This is a genomic window from Cobetia sp. LC6, assembly GCF_030264805.1.
Lineage (GTDB): Bacteria > Pseudomonadota > Gammaproteobacteria > Pseudomonadales > Halomonadaceae > Cobetia.
In genome coordinates, this window is the sequence record NZ_JASSPL010000001.1 from 770,677 (window position 1) to 786,171 (window position 15,495).

At 61.9% G+C, this 15,495-nt stretch carries 13 protein-coding genes; 10 read left to right on the plus strand and 3 right to left on the minus strand.

Annotated elements, in window-relative coordinates; all coding sequences use genetic code 11:
- Window positions 1-139 precede the first annotated feature (139 nt).
- From QQF40_RS03330 to QQF40_RS03365, 8 genes are all read left to right on the plus strand, one after another.
- Complete coding sequence (locus tag QQF40_RS03330; protein ID WP_285460387.1) at window positions 140-772, plus strand: putative quinol monooxygenase; 633 nt, start codon at window positions 140-142, stop codon at window positions 770-772.
- Window positions 773-1,106: 334 nt separating this feature from the next.
- A complete protein-coding gene (locus QQF40_RS03335) occupies window positions 1,107-1,820 on the plus strand; it encodes a UTRA domain-containing protein (RefSeq protein WP_054555867.1) in 714 nt (237 codons plus the stop codon).
- Window positions 1,821-1,965: 145 nt separating this feature from the next.
- Window positions 1,966-3,012, plus strand: coding sequence for a putative 2-aminoethylphosphonate ABC transporter substrate-binding protein (locus tag QQF40_RS03340; protein WP_285460389.1), 1,047 nt, complete (start codon window positions 1,966-1,968; stop codon window positions 3,010-3,012).
- A 62-nt stretch (window positions 3,013-3,074) separates the two neighbouring features.
- Window positions 3,075-4,298 carry a putative 2-aminoethylphosphonate ABC transporter ATP-binding protein gene (locus tag QQF40_RS03345; protein WP_285460391.1) on the plus strand — a complete coding sequence of 408 codons (1,224 nt, stop codon included), beginning with the start codon at window positions 3,075-3,077 and terminating at the stop codon, window positions 4,296-4,298.
- Window positions 4,298-5,986, plus strand: coding sequence for a putative 2-aminoethylphosphonate ABC transporter permease subunit (locus QQF40_RS03350; protein WP_502871413.1), 1,689 nt, complete (start codon window positions 4,298-4,300; stop codon window positions 5,984-5,986). Before QQF40_RS03345 ends, QQF40_RS03350 begins: the two co-directional genes overlap by 1 nt.
- Before the next feature lie 49 nt (window positions 5,987-6,035).
- A complete protein-coding gene (locus QQF40_RS03355) occupies window positions 6,036-7,175 on the plus strand; it encodes a 2-aminoethylphosphonate--pyruvate transaminase (protein WP_285460393.1) in 1,140 nt (379 codons plus the stop codon).
- 13 nt (window positions 7,176-7,188) lie between these two features.
- On the plus strand, window positions 7,189-8,007 hold the full coding sequence (gene phnX, locus QQF40_RS03360; RefSeq protein WP_285460394.1) for a phosphonoacetaldehyde hydrolase: 819 nt from the start codon (window positions 7,189-7,191) through the stop codon (window positions 8,005-8,007).
- Between the two features lie 378 nt (window positions 8,008-8,385).
- Entirely contained in the window at window positions 8,386-9,282 is an 897-nt protein-coding gene (locus QQF40_RS03365; RefSeq protein WP_285460395.1) for an EamA family transporter, read from the plus strand.
- Window positions 9,283-9,399: 117 nt separating this feature from the next.
- On the opposite strand, the gene QQF40_RS03370 is transcribed toward QQF40_RS03365, so the two are convergent.
- Both QQF40_RS03370 and QQF40_RS03375 read right to left on the minus strand, forming a co-directional pair.
- Window positions 9,400-10,881 (minus strand): mannitol dehydrogenase family protein, encoded by a 1,482-nt coding sequence (locus tag QQF40_RS03370; RefSeq protein ID WP_285460396.1) that lies wholly within the window; start codon window positions 10,879-10,881, stop codon window positions 9,400-9,402.
- 138 nt (window positions 10,882-11,019) lie between these two features.
- Complete coding sequence (locus QQF40_RS03375) at window positions 11,020-12,780, minus strand: purine-cytosine permease family protein (RefSeq protein WP_285460397.1); 1,761 nt, start codon at window positions 12,778-12,780, stop codon at window positions 11,020-11,022.
- A 779-nt stretch (window positions 12,781-13,559) separates the two neighbouring features.
- On the opposite strand from QQF40_RS03375, the gene QQF40_RS03380 reads away from it, so the two are divergent.
- Window positions 13,560-13,958, plus strand: coding sequence for an RcnB family protein (locus tag QQF40_RS03380; protein WP_285460398.1), 399 nt, complete (start codon window positions 13,560-13,562; stop codon window positions 13,956-13,958).
- Between the two features lie 132 nt (window positions 13,959-14,090).
- Here QQF40_RS03380 and QQF40_RS03385 read toward each other — a convergent pair whose 3' ends face one another.
- On the minus strand, window positions 14,091-14,699 hold the full coding sequence (locus QQF40_RS03385) for a helix-turn-helix domain-containing protein (RefSeq protein ID WP_285460399.1): 609 nt from the start codon (window positions 14,697-14,699) through the stop codon (window positions 14,091-14,093).
- A gap of 328 nt (window positions 14,700-15,027) precedes the next feature.
- Here QQF40_RS03385 and QQF40_RS03390 point away from each other — a divergent pair, with 328 nt between their 5' ends.
- A complete protein-coding gene (locus QQF40_RS03390; RefSeq protein ID WP_285460400.1) occupies window positions 15,028-15,444 on the plus strand; it encodes a type 2 periplasmic-binding domain-containing protein in 417 nt (138 codons plus the stop codon).
- Window positions 15,445-15,495: the final 51 nt, after the last annotated feature.

Below are 15,495 nucleotides of genomic sequence, written 5' to 3' on the forward strand. Positions count from 1 at the left end.
GTCTTTCTCCGTGCCGCGGGTTTTTCAGCCAGGCAGCGAAAGATAGTGTCAGTCACTTCCCGAGACAGGCCTGCTGCCACGTGACGCAGCAGCTCTTGCCGTTGGGCCGATGACAACCACTGACTATAAGGGCATCTCCATGCTCACCTTGATCGTGAAATTTGACGTCAAGCCCGAACAACTCGCTACCTTCAAGCAGGCCTTGACTGACAACAAGCTGGGCTCAGCGGCTGAACCGGGGATGCTGGAAATGCGTTTCTTCGCGGCCAAGGATTCTCCCACCACCATCTTCGCCTACGAGCGCTGGGCAAGTGCTGAGGCGCATCAGGCACATGTGAATCAGCCATACGCGCAAGCCCTGCTGAAACTGGCTGACACGGCGTTGGCATCGCCATTCGAGGTGATGCCCTTGAACGATACTGACCCGGCGCCATTGCATGAGGCGAACCCCAGGCACGTGCAGCCGGAAGATGAGGTATTCAGTATCTTCTTCATCTTCAAGATCAAGGAAGAATATCGCGCTCGGTTGCTGAAGCAATTCACCACGCATGTGGCGAAGACGCGCAGTGAGGAGTCGGGCAATCTCGTGTTTGATCTGTATACCATCGACGGACAGGATGACACGCTGGTGATATACGAGCATTGGCGCACGGAATCAGACCTGTGGGACATTCACTTCCAGCAGCCCTATGCCATCGAGACAGGCAAGCTCTTGGAGCAGGCCATGGTCGGTGACATGAAGCAGTACCTGAATATCGTCAGCGAGTTCTGAGTTCTCCGCCGCTCATACGTTTCCTGTTTGCCCACTGAATGCGCAGCCCTTAGAGGCTGCGCATTGTGTGTTCACCCCCTCTTGAACATCAGCGTGCCATCCCACCGCTATCCACGCCTGTGAGCTCAACCAGGCGGCTGTCATGAAACCCTGCAGCGCCACCGGCACGAAAGCTGGCAGGCCAGTGCGAGTCACGCGAATGTGATAGTTTCTGGAGCATCCAGCCGTTTGGCGGCGCAGGGTCCCGGGCATTGTCTTCGCCGGCGGGGCAAGCGGCGCCGTGTGATTACCCGGTAGTGGCAACCCTCTTCATCTTTGGTCAGGACTCCTCGTCATGAGTGATGCGTATTACCTCCACCTTACCGATCGCCTGCGCGAACAGCTGAAGGACCCTGATGCCTTTGAAGAGGGGCGTTTGCCTTCTGAACGCGTGCTGGCCGAGCGCTTCGATACCACGCGCGTGACGTTGCGTCAGGCGTTGGGGCAGCTGGAGGGAGAAGGGCGCATTCATCGCAGCAATCGGCGTGGGTGGTTCGTGTCGCCGCCGCGGCTGGATTACGACCCCACGCGTGACTCCGGCTTCAATGACTATGTGACGGCGCAGGGGCGGCGGCCACGGACAGAAGTGCTGCTGACCGATGTTCAGGCCTACCCACCGGCTGCGCAAGCGCTGGGCCTGGCGGCCCAGACACCGCTCTATCATATTCGCCGCCGGCGTTTCGTGGATGAGCGCGCCGTGCTCAGCGAGTCGATGTGGGTGGTGCCGGAGCGCGCCCCTGGACTGCTCGAGGAGGGTCAGTTCGGGGTGTCACTGTGGGCGGAGCTGCGCGGACGCTATGGCCTCACACTGGCCCATCGTGAGCTGCGCTTCTACTCCGAGTCGCTGGGAGAGCAGGCCGCCCGGGAGCTTGGGGTCGCCATGGGCAGCCCCGGGCTGACCGTGCGTCGGGCCACCTTCGATGAGCAGCATCGTCCCATCGGCTATGACGAAGAGCGCTGGCTGCACAATGCGCTGTGCATCACCGTCACACTCAAGAACAAGCCCTGAACCCGCGCTGCAGGGACACTATATGAGGCAACACTGTTTCACTGCGCCTTCAACTGACTGTCACGGGGGTGTCATTCGGCTCGCTCATACTCTTGGTATATACCAGATGGCGAGAGCCATTCATTCCAAGCGTTGGAGAGTCCCGATGTCCTTCTTGCCCCGTTCCTTCCTCACCCGTTCCTTGCTGGTCAGTGCCGTTGGTCTGGTCGTTTCCCTCAATGCCCAGGCGGCCACCGAGCTCACCGTCTATACCGCGGTGGAGTCCGATGATCTGCAGAAATATGCCGAGCGCTTCCAGCAGGCGCACCCGGATATCGACATCAAATGGGTGCGCGACTCCACGGGCGTGATCACCGCACGATTGCTTGCCGAGAAGGACAACCCGCAGGCGGATGTGGTGTGGGGCCTGGCCGCGACCAGCCTGCTGGTGCTCGAGAAGGAAGGCATGCTGTCGCGCTATGCCCCCAAGGGAGTCGAGGCGCTGGATACCAAGTTCGTCGACCCCGCCTACCGTGATGGCCAGGACCCGTCCTGGGTCGGGATGGACGCCTGGGTCGCCTCGCTCTGCTACAACACCGTCGAAGGTGAGCGACTGGGAGTGCCCAAGCCCACGTCATGGGAAGACCTCACGCGTCCCGAGTTCAAGGGCCACGTGATCATGCCCAACCCGAGTTCTTCCGGTACCGGCTATCTGGATGTCGCCAGCTGGTTGCAGCTGTGGGGTGATGAGGGCGGCTGGGATTACATGGACCGCCTGCACGACAACATTGCCCGCTACACCCACTCAGGCTCCGCGCCCTGCAACCTGGCCGGTTCCGGCGAGGCCGTGGTCGGTGTGTCCTTCGCCTTCCGAGGCGCGCGCCTCAAGGCGCAGGGCGCACCGGTGGATCTGGTCTTCCCCGAGGAAGGGCTGGGCTGGGACATGGAAGCCGCGGCGATCATGAAGGGCACCGACAAGCGTGAGGCGGCGCAGACACTGATGGATTGGGCAGTCTCCAAGCCGGCCAATGAACTCTACAACGAAGGCTATGCGGTCGTGGCCTATCCAGGGGTGGCCAAGCCGATCGAGCATTATCCGGCCAATATCACCGAGATGATGATCGAGGCTGACTTTGCCAAGGCGGCCAACCAGCGGGATGCAGTGCTCGCCGAATGGCAGCGCCGTTACGACGGCAAGTCCGACAGTCAATAAGTCACGCCCAGCCACCTTCGTCATTGCCCCGGCGCCTTGCGCCGGGGTCGGGAGTTTCTCGCATGTCTCTTGTGACCGCACCTCCGCGTCATCACGCCTCGCGTCAAGCGCCGCCATCGACTGCCGGCGCCCCGCCTCGCGCGGTATCCGCCCCTGCAGCCCGGGCACCTGCGCGTGATGCAGCGCCTCAGGCACCCGTCTCGTGTTCTGCGTCGTCAGGCAGCATTCACCTCAAGATCAGCGGCCTCACCAAGCGCTATGGCCAGTTCACGGCCCTGAGCGAGATCGACCTCGCGATTCGCGAAGGCGAATTCGTGTGCTTCCTCGGCCCCTCCGGCTGTGGCAAGACCACCTTGCTGCGCGCCATCGCCGGGCTTGCGCCCCAGAGCGAAGGCACCATCCACCAGCGCGGCCAGGACATCTCGCGGCTGCCGCCGCAGGCGCGCGACTTCGGCATCGTCTTCCAGTCCTATGCGCTGTTCCCCAATCTCACCGTGTTCGACAACGTGGCCTATGGGCTGCGCAATCGGCGCGATGCGCGTGATGCGATGCGCCGTCGCGTGACGGAGCTGCTCACCCTGGTGGACCTGGCCGGCAGTGAAGACAAGTATCCGGCGGCCCTGTCCGGGGGGCAGCAGCAACGCGTGGCACTGGCGCGGGCGCTGGCGACCGAGCCGGGGCTGCTGTTGCTCGATGAGCCACTGTCGGCACTGGATGCGCGCGTACGTCTGCATCTGCGCAGTCAGATCAAGGCACTGCAGGCACGGCTGGGCGTCACCACCATCATGGTGACCCACGACCAGGAAGAGGCCCTGGCCATGGCGGACCGCATCGTGGTGATGAACCATGGCGTGATCGAGCAGATCGGCACTCCCGCCGAGATCTACCGTCAGCCGGCGAGTGCCTTCGTGGCCGAATTCATCGGCAGCATGAACTTCCTGCAATGCTGTCCCGAGAACGCCAGTACCCTGCGTCTGGGCCAGCAGCGGCTGGAATGCGCGGCGCATGGCCTTGAGGGGCTGGATCAGGCACGTCTGGCCATTCGTCCGGAAGCCGTCTCGCTGTGCTCAGCGGGGGAGGGGCTGTCGGCGCAGGTGGAGCACGTCGAGTTTCTCGGCGCCTTCCTGCGTATCACTCTGAGGCTTGAGGGCTGTGGGCAGACACTGTCGGCGGATGTGGCGCTCAAGGACAGTGAGTCACTGGGCGTGCGGGTCGGTGCTCGGGTGGGTGTGCGTCTGCCGTCCGAGGCGATCCGCCTGTATCCGTTGGTGGAGGCGCAGGCATGATGGCGCGCGCATTGCCCTTGTCGGGTCGGCTGTCAGGCGAGTCCGGCTTGCGTCTGTTGATGTTGCTGCTGGCCCTGGCGCTGCTGGTCATCGGGCTGCTGTTGCCGCTGGCTACCATGCTGATCAAGAGCGTGCAGGACCGCAGCGGCGACTTCGTCGGCCTGGCCAACTTCGCGCGCTATGTGCAGACGCCGGCGCTGGTCGGCTCGATCATCAATTCCGTCAGCATCGCGTTGATCAGTACCCTGACGGTGGTGAGTCTGGCCTTCCTGTGCGCGTATGGCATCACCCGCACCTGCATGCCGGGCAAGCGCGTCTTCCGCATGCTGTCCATCCTGCCGCTACTGGCACCGTCACTGCTGCCAGCCATCAGTCTGGTGTATCTGTTCGGCAATCAGGGCTGGTTCAAGGATGTGCTGCTGGGGGAGAGCATCTACGGCCCCATCGGCATCGTGATGGGCATGACCTTCTGGATCTTCCCGCATGCGCTGATGATCATGATGACGGCGCTCAGCAACAGCGATGCCCGTCTCTATGAAGCCGCGGATGCGCTGGGAACGCCCAAATGGCGCAGCTTTCTGACCATCACCTTGCCGGGCGCGCGCTACGGCATCATCTCCTGTGCCTTCGTGGCCTTCACGCTGGCGATCACCGATTTCGGCGTGCCGAAGATCATCGGCGGGCAGTTCAGTGTGCTGGCCACCGATGTCTATCGTCAGGTGGTGGGGCAGCAGAACTTCCAGATGGGCGCGGTGGTCAGCGTCATCCTGCTGTTGCCGGCCTTGCTGTCCTTCGCGGTGGACCGCTGGATCCAGCGCCGTCAGGTCGCGCAGCTCTCGGCGCGCGCCGTGCCCTGGCAGCCGACACCAAACCCGCTGCGTGACTGGGTCTTCGCGCTGCTCTGCTATGGCGTGGCCACCGCGATTCTGGCCGTGATCGGCACCGCCATCTATGCCTCGCTCGTGCAGTTCTGGCCCTACAACCTGAGCCTGACCCTCGATCACTACGCCTTCAAGGCGCTGGCGGGCGGTGGCTGGGACGCGTGGCTCAACTCGCTGACGCTGGCCTTCTGGGTCACCTTGATCGGCACGCTGGTCATCTTCTTCAACGCCTGGCTGACCGAGAAGAGTCAGGGCTATCGCCCGCTGCGCCAGGGGCTGCACTTCATGGCGATGATGCCGATGGCCGTGCCGGGCATGGTGCTGGGTCTGTCCTACATCTTCTACTTCAACCAGGCCGACAACCCGCTGAACTGGATCTACGGCACCTTCGCGATTCTGGTGCTCAACACCCTGGTGCATTTCTATACCGTCTGCCACCTGACCTCGGTGACTGCGCTCAAGCAGCTTGATGGGGAATTCGAGGCGGTCGGTGCCTCACTCAAGGTGCCGTTCTGGAAGACCTTCTGCCGCATCACCTTGCCGGTGTCCCTGCCGTCAGTGCTGGATATCTCGGCCTATCTGTTCATGAACGCGATGACGACCGTCTCGGCAGTGGTATTTCTCTACAACAGCGATACCCGACTGGCCTCCATCGCGGTGATGCATCTCGACGAAGCCGGGCACTTCGCCAGCGCGGCCGCCATGGCAGTACTGATCTTCTTCACCTGTCTGGGCGTCAAGCTGCTGCATGCGGTGGTCAGTCATCTGCTGTTGACCCGTGCCCAACGCTGGCGACAGGCGACCTGATTACGCCGTTGGCCGTCTTTTTTTTGTGCAAATTAACTGGTATATACCAATGAGCATTCAACATCCGTACCTGCTGACTCCCGGTCCCTTGACCACCAGTGAGAGCGTCAAGGCCGCCATGATGAAGGACTGGGGCTCCTGGGATCAGGACTTCAACACCAAGACCGCCGAGATCTGCCAGCAGTTGCTCCGCTGTGCCAATGCCAGTGAGCACCATGAGTGCGTGCCGATGCAGGGCAGCGGTACCTTCGCGGTCGAGGCGGCGCTGGGCAGTCTGATCGAGCCGACGAGTACGACGCTGGTGCTGGTCAATGGCGCCTATGGCAAGCGGCTGGTCAGTCTGCTGACCCGCATGGGGCGCGACTGCGACGTGCTGGCGTGGGGCGATGCCGAGGCGCCGTGTGCCAAGGCCGTGGCCGACAGACTCGCGGCAAGGCCCGAGATCGGCCATGTCGCCATGATTCACTGCGAGACAAGCTCCGGGATGCTCAATCCGGTGGCGGCCATCGCCGAGGTGGTGGCAGCACACGGCCGTGAGCTGATCCTCGATTCGATGAGTGGCTTCGGGGCACTGGAGATCGATGCGCAACGTATTCCGTTTCTGGCGCTGATCTCCTCGGCCAACAAATGCTTCGAAGGGGTGCCGGGATTCGGCTTCGTGATCGCTCGGCGTGATGCGCTGCAGGCGGCACAGGGGCGTAGCCACTCATTGTCGCTGGACCTGCACGATCAATGGCAGTACCTCAAGCGCACTGGACAATGGCGTTATACCCCGCCGACTCACGTGGTGGCGGCGTTTCACCAGGCGCTGAAGGAACACGCAGAGGAGGGCGGCGTCGCGGGTCGCCACGCCCGGTATCACGCCAACATGCAGCGACTGGTGGCAGGCATGCGTCAGCGCGGCTTCACGACTCTGCTCGACGATGCCTGGCTGTCGCCGATCATCACCACCTTCCTGAGCCCGGCACACCCGGACTTCGACTTTTCCCGTTTCTACGCCGAGCTCAAGGCACGTGGCTTCATCATCTACCCGGGCAAGCTCACCGACGTGGAGAGCTTTCGCATCGGCAGCATCGGGCAGCTGGATGTCCGCGTGATGGATCAACTTCTGGCCGCCGTGGATGACGCGCTGGCCACCCTGGGTATCGACGATGCCCGCCCGTGCGCTGACGCTGTCGCACTCAACTGACTGGAGAACTGACATGCAATATCACACCCCGGATCGTCTGCAGGCTGCCATCTTCGATTGGGCCGGCACCCTGGTGGATTTCGGCTCCTTCGCGCCGACCCAGATCTTCGTCGAGGCCTTCGCGGAAATCGGCGTGGCCATCAGTCTGGAAGAGGCGCGCGGCCCGATGGGCATGGGCAAATGGGAACACATCCGCACCCTGTGTGATGACCCTGCGATCGCGGCCCGTTTCGAGTCGGCCTGTGGCCACGCCCCGAGTGATGCCGATGTCACGGCGCTTTATGAGCGCTTCATGCCGCTGCAGATCGACAAGATTGGGGCGCACTCCGCACTGATTCCCGGCTCGCTCGAGGTCATCAACGGGTTGCGCGACAAGGGCATCAAGATCGGCTCCTGCTCCGGCTACCCCCGCGAGGTGCTCGAGCAGGTCGTCGCACGAGGAAAGGGCAATGGACTGGTGATGGACCATGTCGTGGCCACCGATGAGGTGCCCAAGGGGCGGCCCTCTCCGGCGCAGTCTCTGGCCAATGTCATCGCGCTGGGCATCACTGACGTGGCGGCCTGCGTGAAGGTGGATGACACGGCGCCGGGGCTGCTGGAAGGTCGCAGTGCCGGCATGTGGACGGTCGCGCTGACCTGCTCCGGCAACGCCATGGGGCTGGATCACGCGGCGTTCATGGCCCTGTCAGAGGCAGAGCTCAACGAAAGGCGCAGCGCCATCGAAGCTCAGTTCGCGCCATCCGGGCCACACTTCATGATCGACACCATCGCGCAGCTGCCCGAGGTGATCCGCGAGATCGAGGCGCGTCTGGCGCGTGGCGAGCGCCCCTGACAGCCTGGTGACGGGGCGACGCCATGTTTGGCGCTGCACTGCCTGTCACCTCGCTCACCCACCTTGACTACCATTTCCATCCACCCCTTCAGGCACCAGCCCCGGGCTCTTGTACCAGGCCCGGAGGCTGGCGCCTTCTCGCGAAAGGTAAGGACATATGCTCATTGGCGATTGCCGCCTGGTTGCCCTGAAAGCCCGTTATCTCCACATGTCTCTCCGCATGCCCGTCTCCATGCACGGGCAAGCTCAGTCTCACGCCCAATTTCATGCTCAGGCCCAGTCTCATGTTCAGGCTCAAGCTCAAGCCCAAGCCCAAGCCCAAGCCCAAGCCCAAGCCCAAGCCCAAGCCCAAGCCCACTCGATTGCCGTGAGTGCCTCTTGAGCCCACTGGCGCTGGGACTCATCCTGACCTCGGTCTGTCTGCATGCCGGCTGGAATCTGCTCGGCAAGGGGCGGGCGCCGTCGCTGGCCTTCTTCATGCTGGCCATGGCCAGTGGTGCGCTGATCTTTGCGCCGCTGCTGGGGCTGGGGCCGTCGTTTGCCGTGCTGCCCGGTGAATTCTGGGGCTGGCTGGTGGCCACCGGACTCTGTCAGGTGCTCTATATGGGCGGACTTGCCTGGGCCTATTCGCGCGGCGAGGTCAGTGTGCTGTACCCCATCGCGCGGGCCTTGCCGGTGGTGCTGGTGCCGCTGGTGTCGCTGAGTCTGCTGGGCAGTCAGGCGCTCACGGCGTTGGATCTTGTTGGTATGGGGCTGATCGTGCTCGGCGCGTTGGTGCTGCCCTTGAGCAGTCCGCAGGGCCTGCGCCCCTCGACCTACCTGACGCCCGCGTTGGGGTTCGCGCTGCTGGCAGCAGTCGGCACCACCGGCTATTCGCTGATCGACAAGCAGGCGCTGGATATCATGGTGAGTGTCGGTTATTCGCCCACCTCGGCGGGCGCTGTCTTTCTGGTGTTGCAGGCCATCATGACCGTCGCCTGGGGCGCGCTGCTGGTGATGTTGCTGCCGGCAGAGCGTCGCCGCCTGCCCGCGCTATGGCGGGGGGAGCGGGGCAGCATGGTGTTGACCGGCGTGATGGTGATGGCGACCTATGGACTGGTGCTGGTTGCCATGACGTTGACGGCGGAGGTCAGCCTCGTCGTGGCGATGCGTCAACTGTCGATCCCACTGGGCGTGATGCTCGGGGTACTCTGGTTGGGCGAGCGAGCGGCCATTGCCAAGTGGATCGGCATCGTCATCATGCTGGCGGGGCTGTGGACCGTTGCGCTGATATAAAGAAGGGCGTGGCATGAGGCACAAAAAAAGCGAGACAGGCGGCTGCCTGTCTCGCTTTTGTCTTTCTGCGGGTGCTGGCGGGGCATCACGTTGTCGTGAGCCCCTTCACCGCCATGCTTACTTGGCGTCTGCCACCAGCATTTCCAGCGTGGCGCGCGCGCCGTTGTCGTGCAGGCTCTTCAGGGCCTTGAGATAGGCATCGCGGAAGCGCGGCTGATCGACCAGGTCACCGAACAGTTCGCGGTTGTCCAGGAAGGCAGTCGGCTCTTCGCGCTGACGGCTGGCACGCTCCATCAGCTCGTCCTTCAGCGGGTCGACCACCTCGATGGTCTCGCCTTGCTCGTCCACGCCTTCTGCATAACGCGCCCAGCTGGCCACGACGGCTGCGGTACGACGCAGTTTGCCGTCGGTCTTGAGTTGTACGTGTGCCACCGGGATCAGGAACTTCGGAATGCGGTCGGAGGTCTCGGCGCACAGACGCGCGAGGGTGTCCTTGACTTCCGGGTTGGCGAAACGCTCGATCAGCGTGCGGCAATGAGCGTCGAGATCGATACCCGGCAGCTGGGCCAGCGTCGGGCGAGCTTCCTCGTTCATGTAGCCGAGCAGGAAGTCGACGATCAGCGGGTCGTTGCAGGCTTCATGCGCGTAGCGATAGCCGGCCAGATAGCCGAAGTAGCACAGCGCCTGGTGACCGGCATTGAGCAGACGCAGCTTCATCAGCTCATAGGGCTCGACATCTTCCACCGGCTGCACGCCGGCATCTTCAAAGGCCGGGCGGCCATTGGCGAAGTGGTCTTCCAGCAACCACTGGGTGAAGGGCTCGCAGACCACCGGCCAGGCGTCTTCCACGCCGAATCGTGAGGACAGCTCTTCGATGTCAGCCGGCGTGGTCACCGGCGTGATGCGGTCGACCATGGAGTTGGGGAAGGGCACTTCGGCTTCGATCCATGCCGACAGTTCTGCATCACGTGCACGCGCGTAGGCAGTGAACATCTTGTGAGCGACGTTGCCGTTGCCTTCGATGTTGTCACAGGACATCACGGTGAACGGGGCGACGCCACGCTCGCGACGACGTGCCAGGGCTTCGGTGATCAGGCCGAAGCTGGTCTTGGCTTCCCCCGGGTTGGCAAGGTCGTGCTGGACGTCGGCGTTCTCGAGATTGAATTCGCCGCTGACCGGGTGGAAGTTGTAGCCACCTTCGGTAACGGTCAGCGAGACGATGCGGATCGCCGGGTCAGCCATCAGCTCGATGACGGCCTCCGGAGAATCCGGGGCAAAGCGGTAATCGATGATGGAACCCACCACGCGCGGCTCATAGTTGCCGTCCGGGTGCTTGAGTACCACGGTGTAGAGGTGGTCCTGCGAGGCCAGGGCTTCCTGCATGCGGCGGTCACCCGGCATCACGCCGACGCCGACGATGCCCCAGTCCAGCGCCTTGCCCTGATTCATCAGCTCGTCGAGGTACATGGCCTGGTGCGCACGATGGAAACCGCCCACGCCGAAGTGGACGATACCGGCGCTGACTGCAGTGCGATCATAGTTCGGAGTGGCTACCTTGGCGTCCAGCTGAGTCAGACTGGCATTGGAGAGACGGGTCATGGGAGGTCTCCTGCCGCGTGTCGCGGTCGAGTCGAGATGGGTAGAGAAAGGGTAGGTCGTAACGGCCAGCGGCGAAGGTCACCCGCGTGATTCAGGCTTCCTTCGCCGCTGGCATGGCAGGGGCTGGCCCCTGCCGACTCAGCTAGCGGTGGCCGCTTGCTTCGGGGACTGCTTGTTGAACAGCGCCTTGCTGCGCTGCAGTTCCCAGTACGCGAAGATGAAGTAGATGATCGTCGACCAGATGGTCACGTCATAGAACAGCTCGCGATTCGCTTCGTAGCTGGCCAGGTCGGGGCTGCCGAACAGCACGCGCAGCGCGAGGACCAACGGTACCGCCAGGCCCAGCACCATCCAGATGGCCTTGATGACCTTGGTCAAGCCCGAAGTGTCCTTGACCGGTGCTTGGTTGATGGTCTCGGCCTGCTTGGCGTGCAGGACTTCGACACGCTCCTGGAATTCCCGCTCGGCCGCTTCGGCTTTCGGGTAGGAGGCGGCAGCACCGGCAGATCTGGCCATCAGGGTGTAGAGAATGATGGAGACGAACCAGGTCGGCAGGAACAGGTAGTAGAACGGGATCACATCGACCATCTCGAGGCCGAAACCGAAGATCAGAGACAGCGCCCAGGTCGCCAGCGCCGGCGTGTTGTGCTTCACGCCCTTGTAGCGTGCCCAGTAACGGCTGAAGCCGAGTTTCGGGAACAGGTGATGCTCAGCGAAGATGATCCCGCCGACCGGCACCAGCACCAGACCCGCATAGGTCAGCAGCGGCAGCATACTGCGATAGACGAACGGGAAGCAGCTGAGCACGGCAACGCAGATACCCACGGCCAGTGTCGCCTTGTTGCGCGACAGGTTCGGCATCGCCGACTGTGCGGCAAGGCCCGCGCGGTAAAGGTTGGCGTTGGCGGTTGTCCAGCCTGCGACCACCACGATCACGAAGCCTGCGGCACCCAAGGCGTGCAGTGCCACTTCACCCGGTTCCAGCACATCGATGCTGATGCCGGCGACGGCAGCGGTGGCCGCGCCCATCAGGCCGGCGGAGATCCAGGCGACGTAGTGGCCGAACATCATGCCGGTGCTGGTGGCGAGACCGGAGCGCATGCGCTTGGCATAGCGCAGCAGCGCCATGTCGATCAGACCGAAGTGAGAGAAGGTGTTGGCCGCCCAGGCGAAGCCGATGACTTCCCAGATGCCGATGCCGGCTTCACCTTGCGAGTTGACTCCGGTGAATACCGTACTGCCACCGACTTCGATCAAGGTGGCGAAGCTGTCAAGAGTGGTCTCGCCGGTGACGGATTCGGTCAGCTCCGGCAGCAGCACCATGCCGCCGACGGTGAACATCAACATCAGCCAGGGAGCACAGATGCTGGCGAATTCGGTCAGGGCATTGAAGCCATAGACGGCAACCAGTACCACGATGGCGGCAACGGCCAGTGCCAGCAGGATGAACTCGAAGCTGGTGGGGTAGGACTGGGTCTGGGCCGGAATGTCGAACAGCAGCCTGACCGCCGTGGCGGAAACGGTGATCATGGCCGCCGAGATGGCGGTGAATATGATCACGTTGGCCCAGTTGTAGAGCCGTGACATCGAATCACCGGCAATACGGTGAAGATAGGTGAAGAGGCTCAGACGGGTTTCGATCGCGATTGGCGTCGTGATCAACCAGAAGCTGAGCACTGCGAGGCCATTACCGATCAGCAGGCCAAGCAGGATATCCCAGATACCCGCACCGAGCGCCACGAAGGTGGCACCGATGACAAATTCGGTCGCGGCAACGTGCTCTGCGGCATAGAGACCGGCAAAGTGCGGCCACCGATGCAGTTTGTGACGTGGCACCGGCAGTAGCTCATCGTCCATATGGGCGATCTGCCGGTCCAAATCTGGCGCAGTACTGGCCATGATTGGCTCCTGTTTTTTTACGGCTTGTCTTGCTGCTCCTACCCGAGATGTCACGCAGCCGCCTTGGCGACCCTGTCGGCGATGACGAGGGTAGATCGTCTATTATCGATCAAATTACTCAGGTTTGGTGCAAATGATCGGTGAATGGTCATCAAAACGCAAAGCCCGCGTGCTTGAACTTTGGGCTATGCCTTTGAGTGATCCTGGCTATTGACCTCAGGAATGCGCTGAAGGCCCCATGAAATCTGGGATTGCGCGGGAGTGTCTCGGTTCAATGACACGATTCATCAATGTGAATTTTTCCGTTCTCACACCTCGTTCGGTGTCTGAAGCATTGTGTCCTGGCTAAACGGACAACGATCCAAGGTCAGATATCCCCCATCTTTGAGGGTGGTCTTGCACCGATGTGGTGCGAGTGGGGGCCAGATATCGCGCCTTCTTGCCATGCCTCAGCAGTCTCCTGATCGAGGCTCGAGAGTCGAATCGACAAGTGGGCCGGCGGAAGGGTAATGAAGAGGTCAGCGAAAGCCGAGTCGCTATGAAAAGGGCGTTATAGAAGTGGCGACATATAAAGGAGGGTGTTGGCCAGTGGCGACATCGAGTTCGGTGTAATGCGACAGAAAGTGCACGAAATAACGACAAAGAACGAGAAAAATGAGACATCTTGCGGGCTTCCTCGGTTCTCGCTAAGGTTGCGCAACACTGTTTCCTAACCAGGAAGCCCCCAACATGATTCCCGGCGCTGTGATTGGCGGCGGGGCACGGCGAGGAGGCCAGCCATGCGAACGCGCACACTGACCATTCTGATGATGATATTCACGCTGCTGGGAGCCCCGCTGGCTCAGGCAGGACCGCACGATAGAGGCCATGGGCATCATGACCGTGGGCATGGCCACCACGACCGCGGCCATCATCACGGAAAACATCATAAGAAGCACTATAAGCAGAAGCGTCACCATGAACGCCACCGTCATGAGGCGCGACGCCACCACCAGTGGCGCCGTGGCGATCATCTGCCGCGTCATTACTATTCCGACAGCCGCTACTGGGTGAAGGACTGGCACCATCACCACCTATCCAAGCCGCCGCGTGGGCATCGCTGGCTCAACATCGACGGGCGCTATGTACTGGCGGCGGTGGCGGGTGGCGCGATCACGGCCATCATTCTCAATCGCTGATTTCTGCCGCATGGTCAGACGTCAGACAGCAAGACCAAAGACAAGGGCCTCCAGTGAGGCCCTTTCTTGTGCTTGTCGTCCACGTTATGACATGGCGAGGCTGCCGACGCAGGTCAGGCTCGGGCAGCATTCTCAGGCGTAGGCGCTGCAAACCCAGGTCATGGTCGCCGGGGTGTCACCGTTGTAGGTGATGGCGTGTCCGAGGGTGCTGTCGAAGGCCAGGCTGTCACCGACCTTGAGCAGGATGGGGTCGTAGAGTTCGGTCCAGACCGTCACCTCGCCGCTGGTCACGATGATCTGTTCCTGGCCGGAATGTTTTTGCAGGCCGCCGAACTCCTCGAGACTGCGATTGAGCACGGTGGTTTCCAATACCATGTATTCCTTGGACGCCACATTGTTGCAAAGCGGTCGATAGCGGTAGTTGGGCGTCTCGATGACGTCTCCCTCCTGCGCTCGCGTCAAGGCGAGCCACCCCCGAAATAACGTGTCCTCCGTGTGATAGAACAGCTCGCTGACATCCACCTTCAGGCCTTTGGCGAGGTTCACGATCGCCTCGAAGGTCGGTGAGATGCGTCCATTCTCGATTCTCGACACGCTGGCCGCCGAGATACCTGACGCGCTGGCCACGGCCGCGATGGTCAGCCCCTTCTCCTTGCGTAGTGCCTTTAGATTGTCACCAATGGCGCCTGCCTTGCGTTCTCGGTGCTTCAGGGCGATCGGCGTTTCCTGGTGGGGTGTCATGTCAGCGTGCTCCATCGTGTTCATCTGCTGGGGTGGCGTCTGTCGCTGCCTATGCCGGTGTAGCGCAAGAGCACGAGCTTTCAGGTCATGCTGCGACAGGGAGAGGCATGAGCGCCATGATGGCGTCCATTTAGGGCTCCCATGAGAAAAATGTCGAGCCTGATATCCATATTTGACCCAATATTGCATATATGCAATTGTAAAGGCGAATGCGCAATCGACAGTGGCTGCCCACTGGGCGTGTATCCGTCCTCAGCCTGCATCAGGCATTCGCCTGCAGGTGCGCATGGCATTGCGCGCTAATTAAAATAATTACGGGAAAACAATAATGTACAACTTCAAGAAACAGCTCCTCGGCATGGGTATCGCTGCCAGCCTGTTGGCGACTGCCACGACTCAGGCGGCGGACATCGAGTGGAAGATGGCGACACCGTGGGGCGGTGGGCCCTGGCTTGAACGGGATGCCAAAACCTTCGCGGACTATGCAAACGAATTGACCGATGGTGATGTGAGCATCCAGGTGTTCCCCGGCGGCACCTTGGGCGGCGCGCTGCGTGTCACCAATACCGTGAAGTCCGGTGTCGCACAGATCAGCCATAACTACATCAACTATGACTACGGAACTGACCCGACGGCAGCGCTGCTGGCCGGGCACTCCAGCGGCCTGACGCCGGAAGAATTCATGCTGTGGATGTACGAGGGCGGCGGCGTCGAGTGTAGTGGCACAGTGAATCTGGCCACCTGACTTTGAGTGTATGATGGCTCACAGAGACAATCAGGTGCAGATGATGACGAA

What these genes read in the sequence shown, in the direction of transcription:
- QQF40_RS03330 (WP_285460387.1), top strand. Translation starts at nt 140, where the DNA reads ATGCTCACCTTGATCGTGAAATTTGACGTCAAGCCCGAACAACTCGCT.
- QQF40_RS03335 (WP_054555867.1), top strand. Translation starts at nt 1,107, where the DNA reads ATGAGTGATGCGTATTACCTCCACCTTACCGATCGCCTGCGCGAACAG.
- QQF40_RS03340 (WP_285460389.1), top strand. Translation starts at nt 1,966, where the DNA reads ATGTCCTTCTTGCCCCGTTCCTTCCTCACCCGTTCCTTGCTGGTCAGT.
- QQF40_RS03345 (WP_285460391.1), top strand. Translation starts at nt 3,075, where the DNA reads ATGTCTCTTGTGACCGCACCTCCGCGTCATCACGCCTCGCGTCAAGCG.
- QQF40_RS03350 (WP_502871413.1), top strand. Translation starts at nt 4,298, where the DNA reads ATGGCGCGCGCATTGCCCTTGTCGGGTCGGCTGTCAGGCGAGTCCGGC.
- QQF40_RS03355 (WP_285460393.1), top strand. Translation starts at nt 6,036, where the DNA reads ATGAGCATTCAACATCCGTACCTGCTGACTCCCGGTCCCTTGACCACC.
- phnX (WP_285460394.1), top strand. Translation starts at nt 7,189, where the DNA reads ATGCAATATCACACCCCGGATCGTCTGCAGGCTGCCATCTTCGATTGG.
- QQF40_RS03370 (WP_285460396.1), bottom strand. Translation starts at nt 10,881, where the DNA reads ATGACCCGTCTCTCCAATGCCAGTCTGACTCAGCTGGACGCCAAGGTA.
- QQF40_RS03375 (WP_285460397.1), bottom strand. Translation starts at nt 12,780, where the DNA reads ATGGCCAGTACTGCGCCAGATTTGGACCGGCAGATCGCCCATATGGAC.
- QQF40_RS03380 (WP_285460398.1), top strand. Translation starts at nt 13,560, where the DNA reads ATGCGAACGCGCACACTGACCATTCTGATGATGATATTCACGCTGCTG.
- QQF40_RS03385 (WP_285460399.1), bottom strand. Translation starts at nt 14,699, where the DNA reads ATGACACCCCACCAGGAAACGCCGATCGCCCTGAAGCACCGAGAACGC.
- QQF40_RS03390 (WP_285460400.1), top strand. Translation starts at nt 15,028, where the DNA reads ATGTACAACTTCAAGAAACAGCTCCTCGGCATGGGTATCGCTGCCAGC.